This is a genomic window from Nocardia sp. NPDC004340 (assembly GCF_053602575.1).
In genome coordinates this window covers 600,340-624,680 of the sequence record NZ_JBSGDW010000002.1, presented here as the reverse complement: position 1 = coordinate 624,680, position 24,341 = coordinate 600,340, and the positions used below count along the sequence as shown (strand labels likewise).

General features: G+C 70.1%; 27 protein-coding genes. 11 read left to right on the top strand and 16 right to left on the bottom strand.

Features of this window, described 5'->3' with window-relative positions:
• On the bottom strand, positions 1–1,557 hold the full coding sequence (locus ACWEOI_RS10495; protein WP_433668569.1) for an amino acid permease: 1,557 nt from the start codon (positions 1,555–1,557) through the stop codon (positions 1–3).
• Positions 1,558–1,741: 184 nt separating this feature from the next.
• Between ACWEOI_RS10495 and ACWEOI_RS10490 the strand changes: the two genes are divergently transcribed.
• Positions 1,742–2,431: a TetR family transcriptional regulator gene (locus ACWEOI_RS10490; RefSeq protein ID WP_433668567.1), complete on the top strand. Its 690-nt coding sequence runs from the start codon at positions 1,742–1,744 to the stop codon at positions 2,429–2,431.
• Between the two features lie 10 nt (positions 2,432–2,441).
• On the opposite strand, the gene ACWEOI_RS10485 is transcribed toward ACWEOI_RS10490, so the two are convergent.
• Entirely contained in the window at positions 2,442–3,878 is a 1,437-nt protein-coding gene (locus ACWEOI_RS10485) for a TerD family protein (protein WP_452359580.1), read from the bottom strand.
• Between the two features lie 173 nt (positions 3,879–4,051).
• Here ACWEOI_RS10485 and ACWEOI_RS10480 point away from each other — a divergent pair, with 173 nt between their 5' ends.
• On the top strand, positions 4,052–5,719 hold the full coding sequence (locus tag ACWEOI_RS10480; RefSeq protein ID WP_433668565.1) for a DHA2 family efflux MFS transporter permease subunit: 1,668 nt from the start codon (positions 4,052–4,054) through the stop codon (positions 5,717–5,719).
• Positions 5,720–5,782: 63 nt separating this feature from the next.
• On the opposite strand, the gene ACWEOI_RS10475 is transcribed toward ACWEOI_RS10480, so the two are convergent.
• Both ACWEOI_RS10475 and ACWEOI_RS10470 read right to left on the bottom strand, forming a co-directional pair.
• On the bottom strand, positions 5,783–6,178 hold the full coding sequence (locus tag ACWEOI_RS10475) for an NUDIX hydrolase (RefSeq protein ID WP_452359458.1): 396 nt from the start codon (positions 6,176–6,178) through the stop codon (positions 5,783–5,785).
• Between the two features lie 42 nt (positions 6,179–6,220).
• Entirely contained in the window at positions 6,221–6,745 is a 525-nt protein-coding gene (locus ACWEOI_RS10470) for a hypothetical protein (RefSeq protein ID WP_357091273.1), read from the bottom strand.
• Between the two features lie 158 nt (positions 6,746–6,903).
• Between ACWEOI_RS10470 and ACWEOI_RS10465 the strand changes: the two genes are divergently transcribed.
• On the top strand, positions 6,904–8,271 hold the full coding sequence (locus ACWEOI_RS10465; RefSeq protein WP_452359457.1) for a serine hydrolase domain-containing protein: 1,368 nt from the start codon (positions 6,904–6,906) through the stop codon (positions 8,269–8,271).
• 8 nt (positions 8,272–8,279) lie between these two features.
• On the opposite strand, the gene ACWEOI_RS10460 is transcribed toward ACWEOI_RS10465, so the two are convergent.
• Positions 8,280–8,870 (bottom strand): isochorismatase family protein, encoded by a 591-nt coding sequence (locus tag ACWEOI_RS10460; RefSeq protein ID WP_452359456.1) that lies wholly within the window; start codon positions 8,868–8,870, stop codon positions 8,280–8,282.
• A gap of 133 nt (positions 8,871–9,003) precedes the next feature.
• Between ACWEOI_RS10460 and ACWEOI_RS10455 the strand changes: the two genes are divergently transcribed.
• Positions 9,004–9,990 (top strand): DJ-1/PfpI family protein, encoded by a 987-nt coding sequence (locus ACWEOI_RS10455; protein ID WP_433668558.1) that lies wholly within the window; start codon positions 9,004–9,006, stop codon positions 9,988–9,990.
• Here the strand turns inward: ACWEOI_RS10455 and ACWEOI_RS10450 are convergent, their stop codons facing one another.
• From ACWEOI_RS10450 to ACWEOI_RS10430, 5 genes are all read right to left on the bottom strand, one after another.
• Entirely contained in the window at positions 9,991–10,788 is a 798-nt protein-coding gene (locus ACWEOI_RS10450; protein ID WP_452359455.1) for a family 1 encapsulin nanocompartment shell protein, read from the bottom strand. It abuts the gene before it with no gap.
• A gap of 38 nt (positions 10,789–10,826) precedes the next feature.
• Positions 10,827–11,831, bottom strand: a complete 1,005-nt coding sequence (locus ACWEOI_RS10445) for a Dyp-type peroxidase (protein WP_452359454.1) — start codon at positions 11,829–11,831, stop codon at positions 10,827–10,829.
• An 85-nt stretch (positions 11,832–11,916) separates the two neighbouring features.
• Positions 11,917–12,243, bottom strand: coding sequence for a cupin domain-containing protein (locus tag ACWEOI_RS10440; protein WP_404204542.1), 327 nt, complete (start codon positions 12,241–12,243; stop codon positions 11,917–11,919).
• A gap of 105 nt (positions 12,244–12,348) precedes the next feature.
• Positions 12,349–12,843 (bottom strand): dihydrofolate reductase, encoded by a 495-nt coding sequence (locus tag ACWEOI_RS10435; RefSeq protein ID WP_433668553.1) that lies wholly within the window; start codon positions 12,841–12,843, stop codon positions 12,349–12,351.
• Positions 12,840–13,646, bottom strand: a complete 807-nt coding sequence (locus ACWEOI_RS10430; RefSeq protein WP_433668551.1) for a thymidylate synthase — start codon at positions 13,644–13,646, stop codon at positions 12,840–12,842. The genes ACWEOI_RS10435 and ACWEOI_RS10430 overlap by 4 nt, the downstream gene beginning before the upstream one ends.
• Positions 13,647–13,666: 20 nt before the next feature.
• Here ACWEOI_RS10430 and cobF point away from each other — a divergent pair, with 20 nt between their 5' ends.
• Positions 13,667–14,431 carry a precorrin-6A synthase (deacetylating) gene (gene cobF, locus ACWEOI_RS10425; RefSeq protein ID WP_452359453.1) on the top strand — a complete coding sequence of 255 codons (765 nt, stop codon included), beginning with the start codon at positions 13,667–13,669 and terminating at the stop codon, positions 14,429–14,431.
• Between the two features lie 3 nt (positions 14,432–14,434).
• Here cobF and ACWEOI_RS10420 read toward each other — a convergent pair whose 3' ends face one another.
• On the bottom strand, positions 14,435–14,809 hold the full coding sequence (locus ACWEOI_RS10420; RefSeq protein WP_433668547.1) for a winged helix-turn-helix transcriptional regulator: 375 nt from the start codon (positions 14,807–14,809) through the stop codon (positions 14,435–14,437).
• 69 nt (positions 14,810–14,878) lie between these two features.
• Here ACWEOI_RS10420 and ACWEOI_RS10415 point away from each other — a divergent pair, with 69 nt between their 5' ends.
• Both ACWEOI_RS10415 and ACWEOI_RS10410 read left to right on the top strand, forming a co-directional pair.
• Positions 14,879–15,523, top strand: coding sequence for a nitroreductase family protein (locus tag ACWEOI_RS10415; RefSeq protein ID WP_452359452.1), 645 nt, complete (start codon positions 14,879–14,881; stop codon positions 15,521–15,523).
• A 92-nt stretch (positions 15,524–15,615) separates the two neighbouring features.
• Positions 15,616–16,482 (top strand): DNA-formamidopyrimidine glycosylase family protein, encoded by an 867-nt coding sequence (locus ACWEOI_RS10410; protein ID WP_433668544.1) that lies wholly within the window; start codon positions 15,616–15,618, stop codon positions 16,480–16,482.
• A 5-nt stretch (positions 16,483–16,487) separates the two neighbouring features.
• Here ACWEOI_RS10410 and ACWEOI_RS10405 read toward each other — a convergent pair whose 3' ends face one another.
• Genes ACWEOI_RS10405 through ACWEOI_RS10395 form a run of 3 tightly spaced genes read right to left on the bottom strand, consistent with a single transcriptional unit; the run spans position 16,488 to position 17,938 of the window.
• Entirely contained in the window at positions 16,488–16,910 is a 423-nt protein-coding gene (locus ACWEOI_RS10405; protein WP_404204440.1) for a type II toxin-antitoxin system VapC family toxin, read from the bottom strand.
• Positions 16,907–17,227, bottom strand: coding sequence for a type II toxin-antitoxin system Phd/YefM family antitoxin (locus ACWEOI_RS10400; RefSeq protein WP_452359451.1), 321 nt, complete (start codon positions 17,225–17,227; stop codon positions 16,907–16,909). Before ACWEOI_RS10400 ends, ACWEOI_RS10405 begins: the two co-directional genes overlap by 4 nt.
• Positions 17,228–17,248: 21 nt before the next feature.
• Positions 17,249–17,938 carry a pyridoxamine 5'-phosphate oxidase family protein gene (locus ACWEOI_RS10395; RefSeq protein ID WP_452359450.1) on the bottom strand — a complete coding sequence of 230 codons (690 nt, stop codon included), beginning with the start codon at positions 17,936–17,938 and terminating at the stop codon, positions 17,249–17,251.
• 77 nt (positions 17,939–18,015) lie between these two features.
• Here ACWEOI_RS10395 and ACWEOI_RS10390 point away from each other — a divergent pair, with 77 nt between their 5' ends.
• The 4 genes from ACWEOI_RS10390 to ACWEOI_RS10375 all read left to right on the top strand — a co-directional run bounded on the left by ACWEOI_RS10390 (position 18,016) and on the right by ACWEOI_RS10375 (position 22,204).
• On the top strand, positions 18,016–18,708 hold the full coding sequence (locus ACWEOI_RS10390) for a DUF4184 family protein (protein ID WP_452359449.1): 693 nt from the start codon (positions 18,016–18,018) through the stop codon (positions 18,706–18,708).
• Positions 18,709–18,741: 33 nt separating this feature from the next.
• Positions 18,742–20,142, top strand: a complete 1,401-nt coding sequence (gene pdxR, locus ACWEOI_RS10385; protein ID WP_452359448.1) for a MocR-like pyridoxine biosynthesis transcription factor PdxR — start codon at positions 18,742–18,744, stop codon at positions 20,140–20,142.
• Positions 20,139–20,384: a DUF2630 family protein gene (locus ACWEOI_RS10380; protein ID WP_357280742.1), complete on the top strand. Its 246-nt coding sequence runs from the start codon at positions 20,139–20,141 to the stop codon at positions 20,382–20,384. Before pdxR ends, ACWEOI_RS10380 begins: the two co-directional genes overlap by 4 nt.
• 206 nt (positions 20,385–20,590) lie before the next feature.
• Positions 20,591–22,204 (top strand): carboxylesterase/lipase family protein, encoded by a 1,614-nt coding sequence (locus ACWEOI_RS10375; protein WP_452359447.1) that lies wholly within the window; start codon positions 20,591–20,593, stop codon positions 22,202–22,204.
• A gap of 6 nt (positions 22,205–22,210) precedes the next feature.
• On the opposite strand, the gene ACWEOI_RS10370 is transcribed toward ACWEOI_RS10375, so the two are convergent.
• Complete coding sequence (locus tag ACWEOI_RS10370) at positions 22,211–23,461, bottom strand: hypothetical protein (protein WP_433668535.1); 1,251 nt, start codon at positions 23,459–23,461, stop codon at positions 22,211–22,213.
• Between the two features lie 60 nt (positions 23,462–23,521).
• Positions 23,522–24,283, bottom strand: coding sequence for a crotonase/enoyl-CoA hydratase family protein (locus ACWEOI_RS10365; protein ID WP_357091311.1), 762 nt, complete (start codon positions 24,281–24,283; stop codon positions 23,522–23,524).
• Positions 24,284–24,341: the final 58 nt, after the last annotated feature.

Sequence of the window (24,341 nt, the reverse complement as noted above, 5' to 3'; positions counted from 1 at the left end):
TCAGGCGATTTGGGCGACGGTCTCGGCGACGGGGCCGCGGGCGGGCGTCACCAGCCGGTGCACCACCGCCCCCACCGCCAGCGTGACCAGGACGAACAGCGGTGCGGCCCAGAGCATCCACCAGCCCCCGCCGTTCGGGGTGTAGACGGCGCTGCGCGGCCAGGCCAGGTTCACCGCCATGGCGACGCCCCAGACGACGGCCAGCGCGTTGATCGCGATGCCGTAGCGGCCCAGCGCGAAGAGCTTGGTGCCCGCGGCGTCACCGGCCACGTCGGCGGGCCAGCCCTTGATCCGGCGCACCAGCAGCGGCACCGTGACCAGCAGGTAGGCGATGTAGAGCATGACGATGCAGACGCTGGCCAGGGTCGCGAAGATGGCCGCGTTGCCCAGGTTCAGCAGCAGCAGGCCGATGCCGAGCACGCCGATCGCCACCGCGGGCCACACCGGGGTGCCGAAGCGGGGGTGCACGCTCGCCAGCTGCTTGGAGAACGGGAGCCGCTCGTCGCGGGCCATGGAGAACAGCAGTCGCGAGCCCGCCGTCTGGATCGCCAAGGTGCACACCGTGATCGCGCAGGCCACGCACGCCAGCACCACCTTGCCGGGCGTGGTGTCGAGCTTGGCCTCGATCACGTACGCCAGGCCGCCGCTCGCCAGCGAGCCGTCGGACAGGCTCGGGGCGGCCATCAGCGCGCCCAGCAGGATGAGCCCGCCGCCCAGCGCCGACACCGCCAGCGCGGACAGGATGGTGCGCGGCGCGACCTGGCGCGGATTCTTGGTCTCCTCGGAAAGCTCACCGGCGGAGTCGAATCCGACCATCACGTAGGCGGCCATCAGCCCCGAGGCCAGGAACGCGGCCCAATAGGGTCCGGCCGCGGCCTGATCGGTGTGGGTGACCACGCCCGGCCCGCGATCGGTGTGGGTGAAGAAGACCGCGATCACCGCGAGCACGCCGATGATCTCGATGGTGACGCCGAGCGAGTTGATCCGCGCCATCCAGTCGATGCCGATCACATTGATCAGCGTGGTGAGCGCCAGCAGCGCGCTGCCCAGCAGCACCGCGTTCGAGGCCCCGTCACGGGAGGTGAGAGCGGTGTCGGTGCCGATCAGCTGGAAGCCCGACCAGATGGTCGGCAGCACCACCTGCAACGCGATGGCGGCGGCCGCGGCGGTCACGATCTGCGCGATGATCATCATCCAGCCCGCGAACCAGCCCACCACCTCCCCGGCCAGGCGGCGCGACCACTGATAGATGCAGCCCGAGATCGGGTAGCGCGCGGCCAGTTCCGCGAAGTTCAACGCCACCAGGAACTGGCCGGCGAAGACGATCGGCCAGGTCCAGAAGAAGGCCGCGCCCCCGAAGGAGTAGCCGAAGCCGAAGAACTGGAAGATGGTGGTCAGGATGGAGACGAAGGAGAAGCCGGCCGCGAAGGAGGCGTAGCGGCCGAGCTTGCGGTGCAGCACCGGCTGATAGCCGAAACGCGCCAGATCGGTGCTGTCGGCGCTGGTATCGGGACCGGTCGGGGAGCCCGGGGTGAGGGCTTCGGCGGAGGCAACCATGGGCGGTGAGTCTTTCCCGAGGCGAATATCTATCGCTTGAAAGGTTTCCATTCGCGATCGCCGCTCCGGTGACGCCGATGTATCGGGTGCGTGGCCCGCCGTAACTTCTGCATTGCCGGGATTTCTATCAAGTGACAGGAACCTCACCTGCCAGGTGGCGGAAGCGGTAGGACAGAATGAAACGGTGACCCAACTCGGACCCGGCCGGCCCCGCCTCGAACCGCGCCGGCGCGCGGGCCAGACGCCGCGTGCCGAAATCCTCGACGCCGCCGCCGAATTGTTCACCAGCCACGGGTACGGCAACACCTCCACCCGGGCGGTCGCCGACGCCGTCGGTATCCGGCAGGCCTCGCTGTACCACCACTTCGCCGCCAAGGACGACATCCTCGACGCGCTGCTCGCCGAAACGGTCACCGCGCCACTGGAATTGGCGGGCACCCTCGCCGAACGTCCCGAACCCGCCGCCGTGCGGCTCTACGCGCTGGCCTGGTTCGACGTCAGCCAGCTTTGCGCCAGCCGCTGGAACCTCGGCGCGCTGTACCTCCTACCCGAACTGCGCAGCGAACGCTTCGCCCGCTTCCGGGAACGCCGAGACGAACTGCGCGGTCACTACGAGACCCTGGCCGCCGCCGTCATCGCCGAAGCCGGGACCGGCGCGGTCGCGGGAGCCGAACGACTGCCCTTCCGGCTCGTCGAATCGGTCATCAATATGCGCTCCGACGAGGGTGCGGCGCCCGAGTACGCCGAACAGCTCATTCCCGACGCCATCCTGCGCTTGCTCTGCTGGACCGGGCCGCTCGCCGAGAACCGGCTCGCCGCACTCGAATTGGCGCGCGAACTGCGCCCGGCGGTACACCGGGCGCCGTCGAACTGAGCCGGACGGCTCAGGACTTGCCCTTCGAGGTGCCCCATTTCAGGCCCCAGCCGTAGGCCTGATCGACCGCCATCTTGCCCCAGAACTTGCGGCCCTCCGGCGGGCGGATGAACCGGCCCTCGCGGCGCACCACCAGCTCGCCGCCGATGTTCTCGATCAGCGCCAGCACCATCTCGCGCGAATCGTCCTGGCAGCCGCCCACTTCCATCTCGATCGGCGGGGCGTCGCGCGGGAACAGGGTCGCGGTGGCGTGCACGCCGCGGAAATCCTGGGCGCCCTCGTAGATCGAGGCGAACACCAGGATGCGGCGGAAGGCCGTGGTCTGGTCCAGATTGATGGCCAGGTTCTCGCCCGTCGCGCTGTTCCCGGTGCGGTCGTCCTGATCCAGCGCGATGAACGGCGGCTTGGTGAGATTGCCGAACGTGTCCAGCGCGCTGACACAGCCGCGGGAACCGTCCGTCAGCTCCCAGAAGGCGCACAGATCCAGATCCAGACCGCCCTGCGCGCGCCTGCGCCCGAACAGGCCGCCCGAACTCGGGACCGACCAGTTCAGGTTGACCCGCATGATGCCGCCGGTCGCGCCCGCCTTGGTCAGCGAGACCGCAGGGGCCTCCTTGGTCAGCGAGATCTTGGCCAGATTCACCCGCGGCGCGGGCGCGGGCGGCGGCGCGGGCGCGAACTGCTGGGGCGGTGGCGCGGGCGCGAATTGCTGCGGCGACGGGGGTGCGAACTGCTGCGGCGCAGGCGGCGGAGCGAATTGCTGCGGCGCGGGCGGGGGAGCGAATTGCTGCGGCGCGGGCGGGGGAGCGAATTGCTGCGGCGGCGGTGGCGGAGCGAATTGCTGCGGCGCGGGTGGCGGTGTGAACTGCGGCGGAGGCGGTGTGAACTGCTGCGGGGGAGCGACCGGCTGCGGCGGAATCGGCTGCGGGGCGGGCGCGTCGTCGACGGTGATGCCGTAATCGGTTGCGAGTCCGGCGAGTCCGGAGGCGTAGCCCTGGCCGACCGCGCGGAACTTCCAGCCACCGTCGCGGCGGTACAGCTCACCCAGCACGAACGCGGTCTCGGAGGTGGCGTCGGCGCTGTCGAACCGGGCCAGCTCCACCCCGCGGGCATCCACCAAACGCACGTGCAGGCCCCGGAATTGGGCGAAGGTGCCGCCGTCCGCGGAGGCGGCCAGCACGATGCTGTCGATCTGCGGCTCCACCCGCGGCAGATCCACCGACAGCGCGTCGACCACGACGGGTCCGGGCTGTTTGCCGCGGTGGTGCACCGCGCCGGAGGCGTGCGCGGGCTGGTTGTAGAACACGAAATCGGCGTCCGAGCGGACCCGCCCACCGGCCAGCAGCAGCGCGGAGGCGTCGGCGTCGGGGACCCCGGGTCCCGATTCCCAGCCCAGTTCGATCCGAACCTCGGAGGCCGCCACCGGAACGTTGGAACCCTTCATCATCGACACGATTTCCAAGTTATCCGATTCCGGCATGCATCGTTTCCCCTTTCCGACCGGCTAATGTTCAGCTGTCCAACAACCTCGGCCTACACTGAGCAACGGACATTTCGCGCATAGGTAGCTAACCGGAACATCGGCGTCCTCGGACGACTGTTCAGCGGCGGGAGCGACGGATGACGGAAATTCGGCCCGATCTGGGGCGCAGGAAGTGGATCACCCTCGGCGTGCTGGCGCTGGGCCTGGGCATGGTGGTGCTCGACGGCACCATCGTCTCGGTCTCACTGCCGGTCCTCATCGACCAGCTCGGGCTGAATTTCACTCAGGCGCAATGGATCAACAGCATCTACGCGGTCGTGCTGGCCGCGCTGCTGATCACCAGCGGCCGACTCGGCGACCGGCTCGGACGGCGCACCATGTTCGCCGCGGGCGTCATCGTCTTCCTGCTCGGCAGCCTGCTCGCCGCGCGGGCGCACAGCGCGGGACCCCTCATCCTCGGCCGCGTCATCCAGGGCATCGGCGCGGCGGGCGTCATGCCCGGCACGCTGGCCACCGTGAACGCGCTGTTCCGCGGCCGTGACCGGGCCATCGCCTTCGCGGTGTGGGGCTCGGTCATCTCCGGCGTCGCCGCCATCGGGCCGCTGCTCGGCGGTTGGCTCACCACCTACTTCACCTGGCCCTGGATCTTCCTGGTGAACATCCCGCTGGGCATCGTGGTGCTGATCGGGCTGGTGCTGTTCGTCCCCGAGACCCGTACCGGCAAGAACGCGCCCGGCCTGGACGTGGACGGATTCCTGCTCAGCGCAATGGGTTTCGCGCTGCTGGTGTTCGCGCTCATCGAGGGCCAGACCTACGGCTGGTGGAAACCGCTGCGGGAGTTCCCGATCGCCGGATGGAAATGGCCGGTCAGCGCACCCATCTCGCCGATCCCGGTGCTGCTGGTGCTGGGCGTGCTGGCGCTGTACCTGTTCGTGAAGTGGGAACAGCACCGCCATCTGGTCGGCCGTTCCGCGCTGCTGGATCCGGCGCTGTTCAAGATCCCCAGCTTCCGGTGGGGCAATATCACCGCGTTCCTGGTGGCGCTGGGCGAGTTCGGCCTGCTGTTCGTGCTGCCCCTGTTCATGGTGAACGTGCTCGGGCTGTCCACCCTCGGCGCGGGCTACGTGCTGGCCGCCATGGCCGTCGGCGCCTTCCTGGCCGCGGGGATCGCCGAAGGGCTGGTGCGGCGCTACGGGCCGGTGCGGGTGGTGCAGCTGGGCCTCGCCTTCGAGGTCGTCGCGGTGGCCCTGGCCGCGCTGTTCGTCACCCCGCACATCTCGGGCTGGTGGCTGGCGGTGCTGCTGATCGGGTACGGCATCGGGCTCGGCATGGCGTCGGCCCAGCTGACCGGGACGGTGCTCGCCGATGTGCCGCCGCGCAATTCCGGTCAGGGCTCGGCCACCCAGAGCACGGTGCGGCAGGTCGGTTCCGCCTTCGGTACCGCGGTCGTCGGTGCGCTGCTGTCCGGGGCCCTGGCCCACGATCTGCCGCGCCGCCTCTCGACGGTCAAGGATCTGCCGCCGGACGCCGCCGACACCCTCGCCACCGCCACCCGGGAATCCGCGGGTGGCGCCATCCCCGGGGTGCGCGAACACGGGGGCGGCGCGGCCATCGCGGACGCGCTGAGCCGGGCCTTCACCGACTCCACCCGCACCACCCTGCTGGCCGCCGCGCTGTTCCTGCTGGTGGGCCTGGCCGCGGCCACCCGCATCCCGAACCGGCCCTACACGGGGACCGCCGACAATGTGCCGCCCGACGACTCGCGGTCGATGTCCGACGGCACCGGGGACGATCAGAGCAGCTGACCGTCCCGGCGCAGGCCGGACGACCGGGTCGACGTCTTCGGTTGCGTCACACCGGGTTGCTGATCAGTCGATCAGGCCGAGCGCGTGGAGGCGCTGGAAGACCAGCAGCGAACCGGGAGCGACCTCGTCCATGGCGGCGTACTCGGCGAGGGTGAACCAGCGCAGTTCGGCGATCTCGCCCGAGGCTCGCGGCTCCTCGGTGAGCTCGCCCAGGAAGCAGGTCATGTGCAGTCGGGTGCCGGGCATGTGCCCGTACGCCTCGGCCTCGAACACCCCCAGCTCGCTCACCCCGGCCGTGCCGACCCCGAGCTCCTCGCGAATCTCCCTGTGCAGGGCCATCTCCGGGGTCTCGCCCGGATCGATCTTGCCGCCCGCCATGTAGAAGACGGTCTTGCCGTCGGACCGGGTCTGCAGCATGCGGCGGTCCCGGATGTGCGCCAGTGCTGCGGTACGAATCACGGCACCCACCCTAACCGGGTACCCGAGCGGGCCCGACGGGGATCAACGCGTGGGCGGGGCGATCTTCCAGTGCTCCTGCAACGCCTCGGCGATCTCCGGCAGGATGGTCACCGGAATCCGGCGCTGCCGCAACATGGTTCGGATCTCGGTGACCTGCTCGCGCTTGCGCTGGTCGTAGGCGCTCGCCACCGGGCGGTGCACCGGCGGGATGGACAGCAGCACCAGTTCCCGGTGCGGCTCGTCGCCGTCGGTCAGATCCAGCGCCAGCGTCCAGCGGCCGTGCTCGTCGAGCGCGAACCGCGCCGCCACCACCCGATCCCACGCCACCGTCGACGTGCCCCACGGCGTCCGGCGCACGATCGCCGCCTCGGTCAGTTCCACCCCGTCCCGCCCGAACAGCAGGATCAACAGCCCCACGGCGGCGGCCGCCCCGAAGAACAACCCCGTGAACACCCGATTCAGCCCGAAGACCCCGATCGTCCCGGCGCAGACCACCGCGACCAGGAACACGCCCGCCACCGCGTAACCGGCAATCCGGCGTCCCGGCACCACGCCCGCCCGCACCATCGCTCATCGCCTCCCGCAACCGACTGCGCGTCACCGTACCCGGCCCGGGTCCCGGGTGCCCGGCGATCTCGACACCGGCGCCGTCGCCGACCTAACCTACGATGCCCACTCCTGCCGCCTCCGGCGGTGTGGGTCAGCATTACCCGAAGGAGCGACCCATGGTGCCAGCCGTCGATCTCGAACGCCGGTTGGGCGACCTGATCGAGGAGTACGGGGTGCCCGGCGCACAGGTCGCGGTCCTGACCGGCGGCCGGATCACCGACGCGGCCGCCGGGGTCCTCAACACCGCGACCGGCGTTGCGGCGACCACGGATTCGGTGTTCCAGATCGGCTCGATCACCAAGCCGTGGACCGCGACCCTGATCATGCAGGCCGTCGCCGAGGGCCTGCTCGACCTCGACGCCCCGGTGCGGCGCTACCTGCCCGAATTCCGGGTGCGCGACGAGGACGCGGCCGCCGCCATCACCGTCCGGCAGCTGCTCGGCCACACCTCCGGCATCGACGGCGACCTGTTCCTCGACACCGGGCGCGGCGCGGACGCGGTCGCCAACTTCGTGCCCGCCATCGCCGACGCCGGGCAGGTGCACCGGCCCGGCGCCATGTTCTCCTACTGCAACAGCGGGTACGTGCTGCTCGGTCGCATCCTCGAAGTGTTGCGCGGCAAGCCCTTCGACACACTGCTGCGGGAACGGCTGGTGACCCCGCTCGGGCTGACCCGGGTGGCCGCCGACGCCGACGAGGCCATCCTGTTCCGGGCCGCGGTCGGGCACACCGGATTCGAGCCCGAGACCGGCCCGCTGCCCGCGCCGGTGTGGGCGCTCCCGGCCTCCAATGCCCCGGCCGGAGCGCGGCTCGCCATGTCCGCGCGCGACCTGCTGGGGTTCGCCCGGCTGCACCTGTCCGCCGGCCGCGCCCCGGACGGGACCGCCGTGCTCCCCGAATCCGCGGTGCGGGACATGACCCGGCCGCACATCGAGGTGCCCGACATCGGCTACGGCACCCACTGGGGACTGGGCTGGCAGCTGTTCGACGCCGCCACCGGGCTGTTCGGGCACGACGGCAGCACCCTGGGCCAGAACGCCTTCCTGCGCATCGCGCCCGGCTCCGGCGTCGCGATCGCCTTGCTGGCCAATGGCGGAAGCGCGTTCGGGCTCTACCGCGATCTGGTCGAGGACCTGCTGTGGGAGCACGCGGGCATCCGGCTGCCCGCCCGCCCGGTGCCCCCGGCCCGCCCCGAACCGGTCGACGCCGCCCGCGTCGGCGGCCGCTACCGCTCCGCCATGTACGAGCACGCCATCGACGTCGACCCCGACGGCCGCGCCTGGCTCTCCACCAAACCCCTCACCACCGAGGCCGCCCTGGTCGCGGTCCCCGACCGCATCGAAGTGCTGCACCTGCGGCCCGACGCCCTCATCGCCGCCCACCCGATCCGCGGCCGCCACACCGTCTACGGCCTGATCAACGGCGACGGGCACGCCGAGACGCGCTACCTGCACACCAGTCGCGCGATGCCCCGCCAGCCCTGACCCGTGATTCAGTTCAGTTCGGAGCCGGCGGCGACCACGACGCCGTAGAGGTCGGCGATGGTGGCCAGCGCGCTCTCGTGCAACTGGGCGGCGCCGACCTCGCCGGCGGCCGACAGCAGGGGGCGGGTGGCGGACGCGTCGGCCACGACCGTGGGGTGATTGCCGCGCAGGAACGCGCCCTCGGTGGTGAAGGTGACGCACATGTGGGTCATGAAACCGGCGATCACGACATCCTTGTGGCCCGCCGCGTCCACGTGCGCGGCCAGGTCGGTGCCGACGAAGGCGTTCGGAACCGTCTTCACGACAACGGGTTCGCCGTCGATCGGGGCCACCCGGGGATGGATGCGGCCGATCTCGTCGGTGATGTCGTAGGGCGTGCCCGGGCCGCCGTCGTTCACGATGTGGATGACCGAAGCACCGGCGGCGCGGGCCCGGGCCAGCAGGTCGGCGGCGGCATCGAGGGCGGGCTCCCAGCCGGTCAGCTCCATCACGCCGCGGGTGTAGGTGTTCTGGTAGTCGACCAGGATCAGGGTGGCGTCGGCCAGGGTGGCGGGGGTCTGATCGAAGCCGCTGAGGTCGCGCAGAGTCTGGGCGGACATGGGGAATTCCTCCGGTCGGGTCGTGGTCCGGGCCGCCTGGTGCGGGGGACGTCGTCCACGCTATGAGCCCGCGGGCGTGTCGGAAATGTCATGTAACCTGCAAATCCGGACATCGCCGGGTGGACGGAGGACCGTGGGCACCATCGAACGATTCGTGGTCATCGTGCTGTTCGACCGCGTCGATCTGCTCGACGTGACCGGGCCGCCCGAGGTCTTCGCGCTGCTGCGGCGAGAGATGAACGGGGAGACCGGATATCGCGTCGCCCTCGCCGCCGAGACCCTCGACCCGGTGACCACCTCCGCGGGCGTGCGGGTGCTGCCCGACATCACCTTCGCCGAGATCGGCGACCGCGGCATCGACACCCTGGTCGTGCCCGGCGCGGTCGAGGTGGACGGGGACGGGCGGGTGCGGGCGCTCAGCGACCCGGCCGTGGTCGAGTGGGTGCGCAGACTCGCCGGACAGACCCGGCGGGTCGCCTCGGTGTGCGTGGGCGCGCACATCCTCGCCGACGCCGGACTCCTGGACGGCCGACGCGCCACCACGCACTGGTCCACCGCCACCCAGCTCGCCGCCGAGCATCCGGCCGTCGAGGTCGACGCCGACCCGATCTTCATCCGCGACGAGAACGTCTGGACCGGAGCGGGACTCACCGCCTGCCTCGACCTGGCGCTCGCCCTGGTCGCCGACGACTTCGGCGACGCGCTCGCACTGCGGGTGGCGCGGCAGCTGGTCATGTTCCTGAAAAGGCCCAGCGGGCAGAGCCAGTTCAGCGTGTCACTCGAACCGATCTCGACCACGCGGCGCATCGACGACCTGCGGCACTACATCACCCGCCACCTCGGCGACCAGCTCACCGTCGCCGACCTCGCCGCCGAGGCGCACGTGAGCGAACGGCAGCTGACCCGCATCTTCAAGACCGACCTCGGCGCCACCCCGGCCGCCTACATCGAGTCCGCGCGTGTGGAATTCGCGCGCAACCAGCTCGAGACGACCGATCACACTCTGGAACGGGTGGCGACGCTGAGCGGTTTCAACACCACCGACACCCTCACCCGGGCCTTCCGGCGCACGCTGGACACGACGCCGACGGAGTATCGAAACCGCTTCCGCATCACCTGATCACGCTTCGAGCGCGACCGCCGCCTCGGCGGTGTACACCAGGAACGTCAGGCTCTCCTGGAAGTACAGCTGCACCGTCTCGGCGTCGTGGGAGAGATAGCCGATCGACAGGTCCTGGCCCAGCTGCAGATCGAAATCGCCGCCGCGCGTGGACAAGACGAACGCGCCGTCGATGGCCGGCGCCCAGATGATCTCGCCGTCGATGAGCCGCTCGATGTGCGTGCGGATCGGGTGACCGTGATCGGAGGTCTCGCTGACCGCGGTGTACAGGTCCGCGGACAACAGCACCGAATACGGGCCGTCCACACCGGCCAGCCGCAGCTTGCTCAATGCCTGCGCCACCGCTTCGGGGGCCAGACGCGCGTCACCGGGCAGCTTCACCGGCTCGCACGAGGTGGCGGCCCGGATGCCCTGGATCTCCGCCGCCGGATAGCCCTCGAAGATCGCACGGTCCTCCGCGAACGCGATCTTCTTGGCGGCCGCCTTCACCGGATCCAGGTCGGCGTCCTGCGCTCCGCGTTCCACATTGTCGAGTTCGGTGCGCGAAAGCGTGAACGGCACCCGCAATTCGACCAGCGGCACCACCGCGCGCTGCCGCGCCTGCACCCCCTCGCCCGGGGATTCGATCGCCGTGGCGCGGCCCGTGCCGACCGCGGAGTAGTCGACCCCGTGCGGTCCCGACAGATCGACCACGCGGCGACCGGCGATGTGCCGCTTGAAGGTTCGCGTCGCCTCCTCCTCGATGGCCTTCCATGCCTCCGAGGTGATCGGCGCCAGTTCGCGATGCAGGTTGTTCATACGTCAGCTCCTTGTCGGTTCGACGATTTCGTAGCTAGTCAACGATTTCGCAGCGTCCCGATTCCCAGCGATCCGTTTCCGCCGCCCGCGCCATTGGATTCCGGCGCGGCCGCGACCGCCGCCGGGGCGGGCGCGTCGGGCAGCGCGTCGAAGAACGCGGCGGGCGGGGTGAAGAACGAGGTACCGGTGACGGCGGTGGAGAAATCCAGGATGCGGTCGTAGGCGGCGTCCGGGCTGCCCAGGAACATACGGGTCAGCATGGTCTCGGTCACGGCCGGATCGTCGGCGTAAGCGATGTAGTAGGTGCCGAACTCGCCGTCCTGGACCGAGCCGAACGGCATGTTGGCGCGCACGATATTGCCGCTGACGTCCTGATCGTTCACGGCCACATGGGAATTCGCGGGCTGTTCGGCCGCGTCGAGCTCGTAGTCGTCGAGTTTGGTTCGCCCGATGACCTTTTCCTGCTCGGTGGTCGAGAGCGACTTCCACGAATCCAGGTCGTGCAGGTACTTCTGCACGGTCACGTAACTGCCACCGGCGAATTCGGGATCCTCGTCACCCACCAGCGCGGCGGTGACGGCCAGCTGACCCTCCGGATTCTCGGTGCCGTCCACGAAGCCGAGCAGATCGCGCTGCTCGAAATAGCGGAACCCCACCGTCTGATCCACGATCGTGCCCGCCCCGGACAGCCGCTCGGCGATCTTCATCGCCAATTCGAAACAGGCGTCCTGGGTTTCGGCCTTGATGTGGAACAGCAGGTCGCCCGGCGTGACCGGGGCCTGGTGCCGCTCGCCTAGGTAGCCCGGAAACTCGTGCAGCTGTGCGGGTTTCGGCCCCGTGAACAGGCGGTCCCAGGCGGTGGACCCGATGCTGGTGATGCACGCGAGGCCGGAACCGGGCACCCGGAAACCGACGGAACGCCGCAACCCGGGCAGATCTGCGAGCAAATCCCGCGCCACCGACTCGCCACCCTCGTCGATGGTCACGACGAGGAAGATGGCCGCCGGTGTGAGCGGGTCGAGGATCGACTGTGGCTCACCCATGGGCACCACCCTAGGCCCTGCCGCCGACCACCGAACCGTCCGGTACGTCCGTGTCAGGTTCGCGCCGTGCGAACGCCCTGGTGGGCTACTTGGCGACGGTCAGCAGAAACGCCACGTCATCGATGGCTTTCACACTGTGCCGTGCGTTCGGGATCACGATCAGATCGCCGGCCGAGCCCTTCCACTCGTTGGCGCCACTGATCAACACCAGCACCCCGCTGATCACCATGAGCGTCGCCTCGCCCGGATTCTCGTGCTCGGCCAGCGTCTGTCCGGCCGTCAACGCGATCACCGTCTGCCGCAGCGAATGCGTGTGGCCGCCGTAGATGGTCGACGAACTACGCCCGCTCGACGCCGTGGCGGCCAGCTTCAGCTGCTGGCGAGCAACCGCGGTCAGCGACTTCTTGTCCATGGACTGCCTTTCGCCGGGGTATCGCTGAGTATGCCGGACACACCCGGGGCGCTCGGCGGTTTCGGCGCGGTGTGTGCGGGAATTGCCGGACGAGGAATCCGCGCGTTATATGCGGGGCCGCGTATAACGACGGAATCGATAGCGCAGACCCGTCGACGACTCCCGCCAATCGGCCGCCTCGGCCCGCCACTGCCGGTCGATCGCCGGAGCGACGGTGTCGCCGTCGATATCCGCGTCGATCTCGGTGACCATCAGCTCCGTCGCGAAAGGCATTGCCGCGCGGTAGATCTCACCGCCGCCCATGATCCACACCGATTTGTCGCCGGTCATCTCCAGCGCCTCGGTCAGGGAACCCGCGCGCTCCGCGCCGTCCACCGCCCACTCCGGCTGCCGGGTCACGACGATATTGCGGCGACCGTCCAGCGGACGGAAACGCACGGGCAGCGAATCCCAGGTCTTACGGCCCATCACCACCGGATGACCGAAGGTGACGTCCTTGAAATGCGCCATGTCCTCGGGCACCCGCCACGGAATCGTATTGTCCCGCCCGATGATTCCCCGCGTCGTCTGCGCCCAGATCAGGCCGACGGTTCTGCTCACACCGCCACCGGCGCCTTGATGGCCGGATGATGCTGGTAGCCCTCGATTTTCACGTCCTCGTATTCGTAGTCGAACAACGAGGGGGCCGGACGCAGGTGCAGCTTGGGGAACGGGTACGGCTCGCGGGTCAGCTGCTCGCGCACCTGCTCCACGTGATTGTCGTAGATGTGGACGTCGCCGCCGGTCCAGATGAACTCGCCGGGCTGCAGTTCGGTCTGCTGCGCCACCATCAGGGTCAGCAGCGCGTAGCTGGCGATATTGAACGGCACGCCCAGGAACAGGTCCGCGCTGCGCTGATACAGCTGGCACGACAGCTTGCCGTCGGCCACGTAGAACTGGAAGAAGGCGTGGCAGGGGGCCAGGGCCATCTTGTCCAGCTCGGCCACGTTCCAGGCCGACACGATGATGCGGCGCGAGTCCGGGTCGGTGCGCAGCGTCTGCAGCACCTGCGAGATCTGATCGATGTGGGTGCCGTCCGGGCTGGGCCACGACCGCCACTGCACGCCGTAGACCGGACCCAATTCGCCCTGCTTGTCGGCCCATTCGTCCCAGATGGTGACGCCGTGCTCGCGCAGCCAGCTCACGTTCGAGTCACCGCGCAGGAACCACAGCAACTCGTAGACGATCGACTTGAGATGCACCTTCTTGGTGGTGATCAGCGGAAAGCCCTGCGACAGGTCGTAGCGCAGCTGATGTCCGAAGATGCTGCGGGTGCCGGTGCCGGTGCGATCCGCCTTCGGGGTGCCGGACTCCAGCACCAGTCGGAGCAGGTCCTCGTACTGGGTATCTCGGGCGCTCTCCACGCCTGGCAAGCTTACGCACCGTGCGAAAGTTGTTTGTGATCGGAATCGGGGCGGGGGACCCGGACCAGGTGACGGTGCAGGCCGTCAAGGCGATGCGCCAGGTGGACGTGTTCTTCCTGATCGGCAAGGGGGCCGAGAAACAGGAGCTCACGGACGTGCGCGCGGCGATCCTGGCCGAACACGTCCGGCAACCGCACACGGTCGTGGAGATCACCGACCCGCCGCGCGACCGCAGCGTGCCCGCGCGTGGCGCCGACGCCGCCTACCAGGGCGTGGTCGCCGACTGGCACGAGGCGCGCGCCGAACTCCTGGAACGGGCCTTCGCCGGAACCGAGGGCGTCGGCGGCATTCTCGTCTGGGGCGACCCGTCCCTCTACGACAGCACCCTGCGCATCGTCGAACGCGTCCTCGACCGCGGCCGCATCCAATTCGACTACGAGGTGATCCCCGGCATCACCAGCGTGCAGGCCCTCGCCGCGGCCCACCGGACCGTCCTGCACGAGATCGGCGAACCCCTCCACATCACCACCGGCCGCCGGCTGCGCGACGAGGGGCTGACCGACGGTCAATCCACCCTGGTCATGCTCGACGGCGAATGCTCGTTCACCCAGCTGCCCGGCGACGACATCTACATCTGGTGGGGCGCGTATCTCGGCATGCCCGACGAGGTCGTCATCGAAGGCCCGCTGCGGGTCGTCGAATCCCGCATCACCCGCCGCCGCGCCGCCCTCCGGGAGGCCAAGGGCTGGATCATGGACATCTACCTCCTGCGCCGCTCCCGCTGAGGCTCAGCTCGCGGCGGCTCGCGCCCGCTCGATCTCGTTGATGTGGGTCTCGGTCCACACGCGCAGGGCGGCAATGGGCTCGGCGAGACTGCGGCCCAGGTCGGTGAGTTCGTACTCCACGCGTGGGGGGATGGTGGGATGCACTGTGCGGGTGAGGAATCCGTCGGCTTCCAGGCTGCGCAGGGTCTGGGTCAGCATTTTCTGGGATACCCCGCCGATGCGGCGGGACAGTTCGGTGTAGCGCAGGGTGCCCTGGTCCAGCAGTGAATCGATCACCAGCACCGTCCATTTGCCGGCGATGTGATCGAGCACCTGGCGAGTGGGGCATTTCGCCGAGTAGACGTCGGCGGGAAGGCCCGAGGATTCCACGACTGTCACCTTTTCGAGAGTAGCGCACTATTTAGTGCCTTCTTCCCAATCGAGAGTCACTCTCCGATAGTTAGTGGCATGACATCGATGAGCGTCGCCGACGCGATCCGCACCCGCCGCACCATCCGCCACTATCGACCCGACCCGGTCCCGGCGGAGGCCCTCGACACCCTGATCGAACTCGCCATGGAGGCGCCCTCCAGCTGGAATTTGCAGGACCGGTCGCTGGTGGTGGTGACCGACGCGGCCGGGCGCGAAGGTCTGACCCGGGCCACCGGTGGCCAGCCCCAGCCCGCCGAGGCCCCCGTCATGCTGGTCTTCGTCGCCGAACCACATGCCTGGCGGGCAGATCGGTCCGACATCTTCGAACTCGCTCGTGGCAATCGGGCCTGGAGCGAGGAGTTCGCGGCCGGATTCGCCGCCGCGTCCACCGAGTTCCAGCAGGGGCTGGCCGAGCGCGGCCTGCTGCGTGAATACGCGGTGAAGGACGCCATGATCGCGGCGAGCTACGTCATGCTGGCCGCGACCGAGCTCGGGCTCGCCACCGCGCCCATGAACGGGTGGGACGAGGACGAGGTGAAGAGGGTGATCGGGCTCGACGGGCGTGATGACGTGGCCGTCGCGCTGCTCATGTCGGTCGGATACGCCGCCGAGAGCCGCCGGCATCCGGGGCGGCGCCCGCTCGGCCGCACCGTGTTCCACGGGGCGTATCCCGCGCGCTGAAGCTCGGGTGTGTCGGGCGGTCGGGTTAGGGTGGAGGCGATCGCCCGGGTCGGCTGACTCGGGTGGATGCCTCGGGGATTGGAGGAGATCCGTTGCCCGAACTACCGGAGATCGTGGCGCTCGAGCAGTTTCTGGTCGAGCATGCGGTGGGGGCGGTGGTCGGGCGGGTCGACGTGGCCGCGCTCAGCGTGCTGAAAACCTTCGATCCGCCGGTGACGGCGCTGTCGGGGCGGGACGTGACCGGGGTGGGGCACTGGGGCAAGCACCTCGGAATGGATTGCGACGGGCTGTGGTTGATCACCCATCTGTCGCGGGGCGGCTGGCTGCGGTGGATCGACGAACCGGGAGCCAATCCGCCCAAACCCGGCAAGGGCCCGCTCGCCCTGCGGGTGCACTTCTTCACCCCCGAAGGGGCCACGCCCGCCTTCGATCTCACCGAGGCGGGCACCAAGAAACGCCTGGCCGTGTGGATTACGTCCGACCCCCTCTCGGTGCCCGGCATCGCCCGCCTGGGCCCGGACGCCCTCGCGGTCAGCGAACTCGAATTCGCCGAAATCCTCGGCGGCACTTCCCAACGCGTGAAGAACGCCCTCACCGACCAAACCCTGATGGCGGGCATCGGCAACGCCTACTCCGACGAAATCCTGCACACCGCAAAGATTTCCCCCTTCGCCAACTCCGGCACCCTCAACCCCCAGCAGCTGACCGCCCTCTACTCGGCCATGCGCGCCACCCTCTCCGACGCCATCCTGCGCTCGGTGGGCCAGGACGCCGCCCGCCTCAAGGGCGAGAAACGCTCCGGCTTCCAGGTCCACGCCCGCACCGGCCTCCCCTGCCCGGTCTGCGGCGACACCGTCCGCGAAGTCTCCTACGCCGACAAGTCCTTCCAGTACTGCCCCACCTGCCAGACCTCCGGCAAGATCCTCGCCGACCGCCGCATGTCCCGCCTGCTCAAGTAGCAGGGTCAGCGATTGTCCGGGTGGGTGACCTTCTGGACATCGACCAACCCTGTCAGGCCGGTGAAATCATCCGGATTGACCGTGAACAACGGCAATCCGTGCACGGAGGCGATGGCGGCGATCATCAAGTCGACCCGCCGGGGCTTGGGATTTCGCCCCGCCGCGAGAACCGACGCGACGATGTGCCCGAACCGCCGCGCTGCCCGGGTATCGAAGGGGAGCGGCTCGAACAGGGCTTCCGCATTCTGGAGGCGCTCGATCCGGCCGGCGCGTTCACCCGGTTCGGTCGCGAAATGCGGGCCCGCCGCGAGCTCGGCCATCGTCACCGCGCTGATAACCAACTCGGCGGGCAGCTCATCCGGGTCCAGGGCCTCGAGCAGAATGAGCACGTTCGTATCGACCAGGCCGCGAACGGGTACCGGGCTCATTCGCCACCGTCTTCCGCGAATTCCCCACGGCGATAGGCCCGGTCGTACGGGTCGTACAGCGAATCGTCGATGAGTTCAGCCGAATCGCTCGGTGTTCCCGTCGCGGCACCGGACGGTCCGCTGAAGGCCGCGATGGCTTCGGAGAGCGGAACGGCCGCACGCCGGCGCAGATTCCGGTGCGGAACCAGATCCGCGACCGGGGTTCCATCGACCGTGATGGTGTAGGAGCGCCCGGCGCGGACCTCGCGGAGGACCCGGCTCGCGTCGTTCCGCAGCTCCCGCTGAGGGATCTCCGGAAGCTCCGCTGGACTCGTCATCATCCCAGAATACGGGACTGGCTACAGCGTTACTACGCTTTCGCTACACCGCTCCATGACGTGCTTCGGAACCTCGATGCCCGTCTCCAGGTCCGCGGCGGGGATCGGGGCGTCGAAGACCTGGCGGAGGGGGAGGACGCCTGCCCAGACACCACCGGTGGCGATGTCCTCGGGGGTGTCGCGCGGGCCGCCGGTGCGGATCTTGACCGAGGCCTCGGTCAGGTCGAGGGCCAGGACCGCGGTGGCGGCCATTTCCTTCTTGTCGGGGGAGCGGACCGAGTCCCAGGCGCCGGGGGCGGCCTGCTCGACGATGACGCGGAGGGCGTGCATGCGTTCCTCCGGATCGGTGACCTCGACCGGCCGGGCGTGGATCACGGCCGAGCGGTAGTTCATGGAGAAGTGCATGGCGGAGCGGGCGTAGACGATGCCGTCGACGTGGGTGACGGTCAGGGAGACGTCGCCGGTCATGGCGGCGCGCAGGTTGCCGGCGCCGGTGGAGCCGTGCAGGTAGAGAGTGTCGCCGTCGCGGCCGTAGATGGTGGGGATGACCACCGGGGCGCCGTGCAGCAGGACACCGAGGTGGCACAGCAGGCCGGTGTCGAGGATGGCGTCCAGGTCGGCGCGGTCGGTGCTGCCCCGCTCCTTGGACCGGGTGAGGCTGCTGCGCGGGGTGGGTGACAATGGGGTCCGGGTCGTCGCTGTCTCACTCATATGACCAGTTTCGGCCGGGAATTGGCATTGTTGAATAGCCAATTCTTCGGAAGATTCGCAGACCACTTTGGGGGTTCGTGCCGTTCACGGTGGCGCATCCGGCGGCCGTCCTGCCCTTGCGGCGGGCGTTGTGGTTTCCCGGGCTCGTCGCCGGGAGCATCGCGCCGGACCTGCCCTACTACCTGTGGACGGGTGTGGATGGTTCGGTGACGCATGCGCTGTGGGGGCTGCCGGTGGACGCGCTGCTGGGGGCGATCCTGGTCGCGGTCGCGTGGGGACTGCGCGGCGCGGTGCAAGGGATGCTCGGCAAGGCGATCGGCGGAAGTCGGCCGGGGGTGGTGGCGGCGGTCGCGGCCCTGACGGTCGGCGCGATGACGCACCTGGCGTGGGACGAGTTCACCCACACCGACGGTATCGCGGTACGGCATTGGGAAGTGTTGCGGGAGTCGGTGATCGGGCCGCATCGGGTGTACAACGTGATCGGGTACGTCTCGTCCGTCGGCGGCATGCTGCTGCTCGCGGGCTATGTGATCGCCTGGTATCGAGGGGCGCGGCGCGTTGCCCAGGATCCCTGGCGCGGCTGGGTCTCGGCCGCGCTGATCGCGGTCGCGGCGGTCGCGGCCCTCTACGCCCGCACCGATCCGATCGCGGACGTGAGTCTCTACGACTGCGTCCGGCACATGACGATCTACGCGATCACCAGCGCCGGGGCTGGGTTCGTTCTCTATGCCCTCGTCGCGCAGGTTCTGAGGCGTCGAGTGGCATCCTGATGTCGACTGTTCGCTGAGATGTCAGGAGGCCACTTGCGCCGGAATCGCCTGGTCGATGACGATCTGCCGTTCGCCATCGAGCGGGAGGGGCGGGAGCCGCTGGTCGTGCAGGTGGCCGATGGGCTGCGGCGGGCCGCGACCAGCGGGGCGCTGCGCGGGGGTGACCGGCTGCCGTCGTCGCGGGAGTTGGCGGCTCGGCTGGGGGTGAGCCGGACGGTGGTGACGGCCGCCTATGACCAGTTGCATGCGGAGGGGTGGCTGGACGGCCGGCACGGGTCGGGGACGTATCTGACGGCCACGCCGCCGCGGGTGGACGCGCAGGGCGACGGGCCGCAGCGGGTCGACCCACTGGCCGGGCTGCTGGACCTGGGTGCGGGAGCGCCCTCGATCGAGGCCATCGATGCCGCCGCGTGGCGTCGCGCCTGGCGGGCCGCGTCGGATCGGACGCCGGTGATCCGGCGGGATCGGCGCGGGGAGGCCGCGTATCGCGAAGCCGTGGTGGAGCACCTGCTGCGGCATCGAGGATTGGGCGCGGGCAGCGGGGCGACAGTGCTTGCCACCGCCGGAACCAGCGCGGCGGCAGGCGAACTCGCGGCCGCGCTGCTGCGGCCCGGCGATGTGGTGGCGATCGAGGATCCGGGGTATCAGCGGGCGGGCGGCGCGTTCCGGGCGGCGGGCGCGCGCCTGGTGCCGGTGCCGGTCGACGCCGACGGACTGCGCGTCGAACTGCTGCCCGAGAACGCGCGCATGGTGTATTGCACTCCCGCGCACCAGTTTCCGCTCGGCGCGCGCATGCCCGCGGCGCGGCGGGTGCGGCTCATCGAATTCGCGCGCCGCACCGGAGCCCTGGTGATCGAGGACGACTACGACGGCGAATTGCGGTACGACACCGCGCCGCTGCCCCTGCTGGCCACCCTCGCCCCCGACGTGGTCGTGCACCTCGGCACCACCAGCAAGATCCTCACCCCGACGCTCGGAACCGGCTGGCTGGTGGCCGATCCCGCCGTCACCGAGGCCGTGCTCGCCCACCGCGAACTCACCGGCACCAGCCCCTCGCCCGCCGGACAGCAGGTGGTGGCCGAACTCGCCCGCGCGGGAGACCTCGCCCGGCATCTGCGCCGCCTGCGCCGCGACATGCCCGCCCGCCGCGCCCTCGTCCTGGCGGAACTGCGCCGCCACGGTCTGGAGGTGCGCGGCGACGACGCGGGTTCGCACGTCTACGTCCCCCTCGCGAGCGCGGAGCAGGAGGATCGCGCGATCGCCGCGTCCCGTGCCGACGGCGTCTACCTGGACGGCCTGTCCCGCCACCACGTCGGCCCCCGGCATACCTTCGGCATAGCCCTCGGATACGCCGCCCTGCCTGCGGCGGACCTGCCCGGCGCGGTCCGGTTGGCCGGAAACGCGCTGGCCCGGGTCGTACAGTGGACCGCATGACCGAAAAGGACATCCACGCCCGCATCAAGGAACTCGTGGATCGTGAGCACGAGCTGCGCGCCCAGACCACCGGCGGCGAACTCGACCCGGAGGCCGAACGCCGCCAGCTCGCCGAGATCGAGGTCCAGCTCGACCAGTGCTGGGACCTGCTCCGCCAGCGCCGCGCCCGCCTCGACCAGGGCCGTAACCCCGACGAGGCCCAGCCCAACTCCGCCCGCCAGGTCGAGGGCTACCTCCAGTAGGGACCCGAACAACCCGCCCCCGGGACCGCGTCGACGAGCGGTCCCGGATCCGCGCCCGGCCCGGTGCGTCCGGGCCTCCTGAATCGGCCGGTGTTGCCCGGGCCTGGTGGGGGAGCCGCTCGTCCCGGGGTGGCGGGAGTCGCCAAATATGGGGTCCGGGCGCGTAGGCCCTGGGAGCGCCCCAGCGTTGGGTCTACGCTTTTCCAATGGTGGCAACCACAGACATCACGACCGCGGACGGGGTGGTTCGCGGAATCCGGGGCCGCCGCGTCTCACGCTGGCGGTCCATTCCCTTCGCCGCGCCGGCGGTCGGCGACTTGCGCTTTCGGGCGCCGCAGCCGGTGCTGCCCTGGACCGGGGTGCGGGACGCGACCGACTTCGGCTATGCCGCAATGCAACACCGTGACGGTGCGCGGATCGGGCCGCGGCAGGCGCAGGCGACGGGCGAGGACTGCCTCACGCTGAATGTGGCGGCGCCGAACTCGCCGTCGGGGACGCCACGGCCGGTGATGGTGTTCATCCACGGTGGCGGCTACATGATCGGAACCTCCGCGCTGCGACTGTATTCCGGTGCGCGGCTGGCGGCCCGCGGCGATGTCGTCGTGGTGTCGGTCAACTACCGGCTGGGCGCGTTCGGGTACGTCGATTTCGGCGAATACTCCACGCCCGACCGGCAATTCGACTCCAACCTGGGGCTGCGGGACCAGGTCGCGGCCCTGGAATGGGTGCAGCGCAATATCGCGGCCTTCGGCGGCGACCCCGGCAACGTCACCATTTTCGGTGAATCCGCGGGCGCGCACGCGGTGCTGTCGCTCATGGCGACCCCCGCCGCGGCCGGGTTGTTCCATCGCGGCATCGCGCAGAGCGCGCCCGCCGACTGGTCGCCGAGCCAGGCCGAGGCCCGCCTCTTCGCCCGCCGCTGCCTCGACGAACTCGGCATCGACCCCGCCGACGCCGCGCAGGCCCTGAGCACCGCCGGGGCCAATGACATCCGCAAGGGCGTCGACCGCGCGCTGGCCCGCGTCATGCACGAGCAGCCGGGCCTGTTCCCGGTCGCCCCGGTGGTGGACGGCGAATTCCTGCCCGCCGCACCGGTGGCCGCGTTCGCCAACGGCACCGCGCACCGGGTGCCGCTGATCCTCGGCACCAACCGCGACGAGGCCACCCTGTTCGTGCGCCTCGACGACACCCTGCCCACCACCCCCGACCGCATGCGCTGGCTGCTGCGCCACGTCGACCAGGCCCTCGAGGCCGACGGCGAGGGCCCGATCTTCACCAAACTCGGCCGCACCATGCCGACCTCGGAGGAACGCCTGCACGACGCGCTGTCCGAATACGGCGCGGCCGTCGAATCCCGGGTCGCCGCCGCCTATCCCGGCTTCCCGGGCAAGAAGGCGACCGTTCGGATGGGTGGCGACTTCACCTTCTGGCGGCCCTCGGTCCGGGTCATGGAGGCGCACAGCCGGTTCGCGCCCACCTACGCCTACCGCTACGACTTCGCCCCGCGCGCAGTGCATTTGAGCGGTTTCGGCGCGACCCACGCCCTCGATCTGATTCCCGTGTTCGGCGCGGTCGACACGGGTATCGGCCGGGCCATGACGACTTTGGGCGGGCATCGGGGATTCCGGTCGGTGTCGAAACAGTTCCAGGACAACTGGCTGTCCTTCGCCCGCACCGGCGCCCCGCTCCCGGAGTGGCCCGCCTACACAGAGGACCAGCGCGCCACCCTCATCATCGATTCCCCGAGCCGGGTCGAATTCGACCCGGACCGCACCAAACGCCTGGCCTGGCAAGGCGTTCGGATTCCGGCGCTCACCTGAGCGGCGTCACCACCGGGTGTACGGCAGGCCGAGCGCGGACAGTTCCGCGTCGGCCAGCGCCGTGAGCGCCGCGGCCGTGGGCACGGCGTCGGGGTCCAGGCTCACCAGCGACAGCGTGTAGGTGTCGGCGATCCGGGTCAGGTACCCGGACAGCCGGGTGCGGGGCAGGGCGTCGAGCCGCAACCCCGGGTGGATGGCGCGCGCCGCCACCCCGGTGCAGGCGTGCGGCCCCAGCGCCAGCAGCGATTCGGGCAGGTTGCCGATATTGGAGCACAGGATGTCGCGCTCGCCCGCGCCCTTGGCCAGCCGGTACGCCCAGCGGTCGGGGATGACCTGGAGGAGTTCCTCGGGGATGCCGCCGGGGCTGGTCATGCGGTGCTCGTAGGCCCGCCGGGCCTGCTGCCGCAGGGTGGCCGGGGTGTCGTCGCGGGTGATGGCGATCTCGGTCATGGACATGTCGTTGTCCACGCGCGGTTCGTCGCGGGTGTCGACGGGGAGGCTGGCGGCGATGGTGTCGGGCTGGAATCCGCCGGCCCACAGCATTTTCGCGATCACGTACACGAACAGGCTGTTGGCGGTTCCCTCATGCGCGACGGCGACGCGATTCCAGTCGCGGGCCGGAATCTGCAGCACGGTCGCGCGGGTGGCCGGTCGGTCACCGGATTTCCTGCTGCCCGGCACCGTCTTCCGGTCGGCGTTGGGGACCGGTCGGGCCGGGATGCCGCGGCGCAGCGCGCGAGCGGTTCCGCCCAGCACGGTCGCCCACATGCCGCGCGCGTCAGCCCAATCCGAATGTCCCGCAACGGGAGCCGCGAGTGGAATGCCCGACAGCGCGTTGTCGATGGCCAGGGTCAGCGCGCGCCCGTCGGCCAGGGCGTGCGAGCAGGTCAGCGCGACCAGGCAGCCGCCGTCGTCGAGCCGCGCCGCCGAGAGCCGCCAGCCGGGCCCGGTCTCCGGGTTCAGGTCCTCGCCCTGCCGGTCGGCCCAGTCCAGGATCGCGGCGACCGGAATCGGCTCGCTCGTCATGGTGAACGGGTAGGCGGACTCGGTGGGCTGCCAGCGCGGCCGCGCCCCGGGTACACGGGAGCGGACCACGCGCCGCCCCAGCGGCCCGGTGCGCAGATCGCGGTGCACCCGCCACAACAGCGCCGGATGCACGGGTTCGGCGGTACGCCAGAGTCCCTGCAGGACGATCGGGGTGCCCAGACCCCGATGCGACCGCAGGAAGATCTCGTCCAGCACGCTCAGCCGATTCATCGAACGGCTAGCGTACCGATCGGTCCGGCAGCGCGCTGCCGGGCGTATGCGGGGCTTCCGCTACGCGCTGCCGCCGTGCCGTCCCGCACCCGCCGCGAAGCGCTGGGCGCCGTCGAGCGCGCCGTCCATGAGGGCCTTCATGCCGTGCCGCAGCTCGTTGGAGATCGCCGCCGGCTCCTCGAGCCCGTCCTGCTCCAGCACCGACATCCGGTCCGAGCGCAGGCAGGTCTGCGGCAGCGCCGCCAGTTCGAGCGCGAGTTCCTCGGCGGCGCGCCGGGATTCGCCGTTCGGCACCACCCGGTTCACCAGGCCGATCTGCAGCGCCTCGGTGGCCCCGACCGCGCGGCCGGTGAGGATCAGATCCATCGCCCGGCCCTCGCCGATGATGCGCGGCAGCCGCACCGTGCCGCCGTCGATGAGCGGCACGCCCCAGCGGCGGCAGAAGACGCCGAAGGTGCTGTCCTGCTCCGCGATTCGCAGATCGCACCACAGCGCCAGCTCGATGCCGCCCGCGACCGCGTAACCGGAGACCGCCGCGATGACCGGCTTGGACAGTTTCATGCGGGTGGGGCCCATAGGCCCGTCGCCGTCCTCGGTGACCTGGTTGGAGCGTTCGGTGCCCAGCGCCTTGAGGTCGGCGCCGGCGCAGAAGGTGCCGCCGTCGCCCCATAGCACGGCGACCGCGGCGGTGGGGTCGGCGTCGAAGTCGCGGAAGGCGTCGGCCAGGGCTTTCGCGGTGGGTCCGTCGACCGCGTTGCGGGCTCCGGGGCGGTGCAGGATCACGGTGTAGACGGGGCCGTTGCGCTCCACTCGTACTGTCACGGGCCCGACGTTACGCCGTAAACAGGGCTGCGGCGCGAAGCGTCTCGAATGAAGGGTG

Excerpts from the sequence above, each read along its gene's own strand:
- ACWEOI_RS10415 (WP_452359452.1), top strand. The coding sequence starts at position 14,879 with ATGACATCGATGAGCGTCGCCGACGCGATCCGCACCCGCCGCACCATC.
- ACWEOI_RS10370 (WP_433668535.1), bottom strand. The coding sequence starts at position 23,461 with ATGAATCGGCTGAGCGTGCTGGACGAGATCTTCCTGCGGTCGCATCGG.
- ACWEOI_RS10395 (WP_452359450.1), bottom strand. The coding sequence starts at position 17,938 with ATGAGTGAGACAGCGACGACCCGGACCCCATTGTCACCCACCCCGCGC.
- ACWEOI_RS10465 (WP_452359457.1), top strand. The coding sequence starts at position 6,904 with ATGGTGCCAGCCGTCGATCTCGAACGCCGGTTGGGCGACCTGATCGAG.
- ACWEOI_RS10495 (WP_433668569.1), bottom strand. The coding sequence starts at position 1,557 with ATGGTTGCCTCCGCCGAAGCCCTCACCCCGGGCTCCCCGACCGGTCCC.
- ACWEOI_RS10400 (WP_452359451.1), bottom strand. The coding sequence starts at position 17,227 with ATGACGAGTCCAGCGGAGCTTCCGGAGATCCCTCAGCGGGAGCTGCGG.
- ACWEOI_RS10470 (WP_357091273.1), bottom strand. The coding sequence starts at position 6,745 with ATGGTGCGGGCGGGCGTGGTGCCGGGACGCCGGATTGCCGGTTACGCG.
- ACWEOI_RS10405 (WP_404204440.1), bottom strand. The coding sequence starts at position 16,910 with ATGAGCCCGGTACCCGTTCGCGGCCTGGTCGATACGAACGTGCTCATT.
- ACWEOI_RS10440 (WP_404204542.1), bottom strand. The coding sequence starts at position 12,243 with ATGGACAAGAAGTCGCTGACCGCGGTTGCTCGCCAGCAGCTGAAGCTG.
- ACWEOI_RS10480 (WP_433668565.1), top strand. The coding sequence starts at position 4,052 with ATGACGGAAATTCGGCCCGATCTGGGGCGCAGGAAGTGGATCACCCTC.
- ACWEOI_RS10445 (WP_452359454.1), bottom strand. The coding sequence starts at position 11,831 with ATGGGTGAGCCACAGTCGATCCTCGACCCGCTCACACCGGCGGCCATC.
- ACWEOI_RS10485 (WP_452359580.1), bottom strand. The coding sequence starts at position 3,878 with ATGATGAAGGGTTCCAACGTTCCGGTGGCGGCCTCCGAGGTTCGGATC.
- ACWEOI_RS10450 (WP_452359455.1), bottom strand. The coding sequence starts at position 10,788 with ATGAACAACCTGCATCGCGAACTGGCGCCGATCACCTCGGAGGCATGG.
- ACWEOI_RS10375 (WP_452359447.1), top strand. The coding sequence starts at position 20,591 with ATGGTGGCAACCACAGACATCACGACCGCGGACGGGGTGGTTCGCGGA.
- ACWEOI_RS10460 (WP_452359456.1), bottom strand. The coding sequence starts at position 8,870 with ATGTCCGCCCAGACTCTGCGCGACCTCAGCGGCTTCGATCAGACCCCC.
- ACWEOI_RS10380 (WP_357280742.1), top strand. The coding sequence starts at position 20,139 with ATGACCGAAAAGGACATCCACGCCCGCATCAAGGAACTCGTGGATCGT.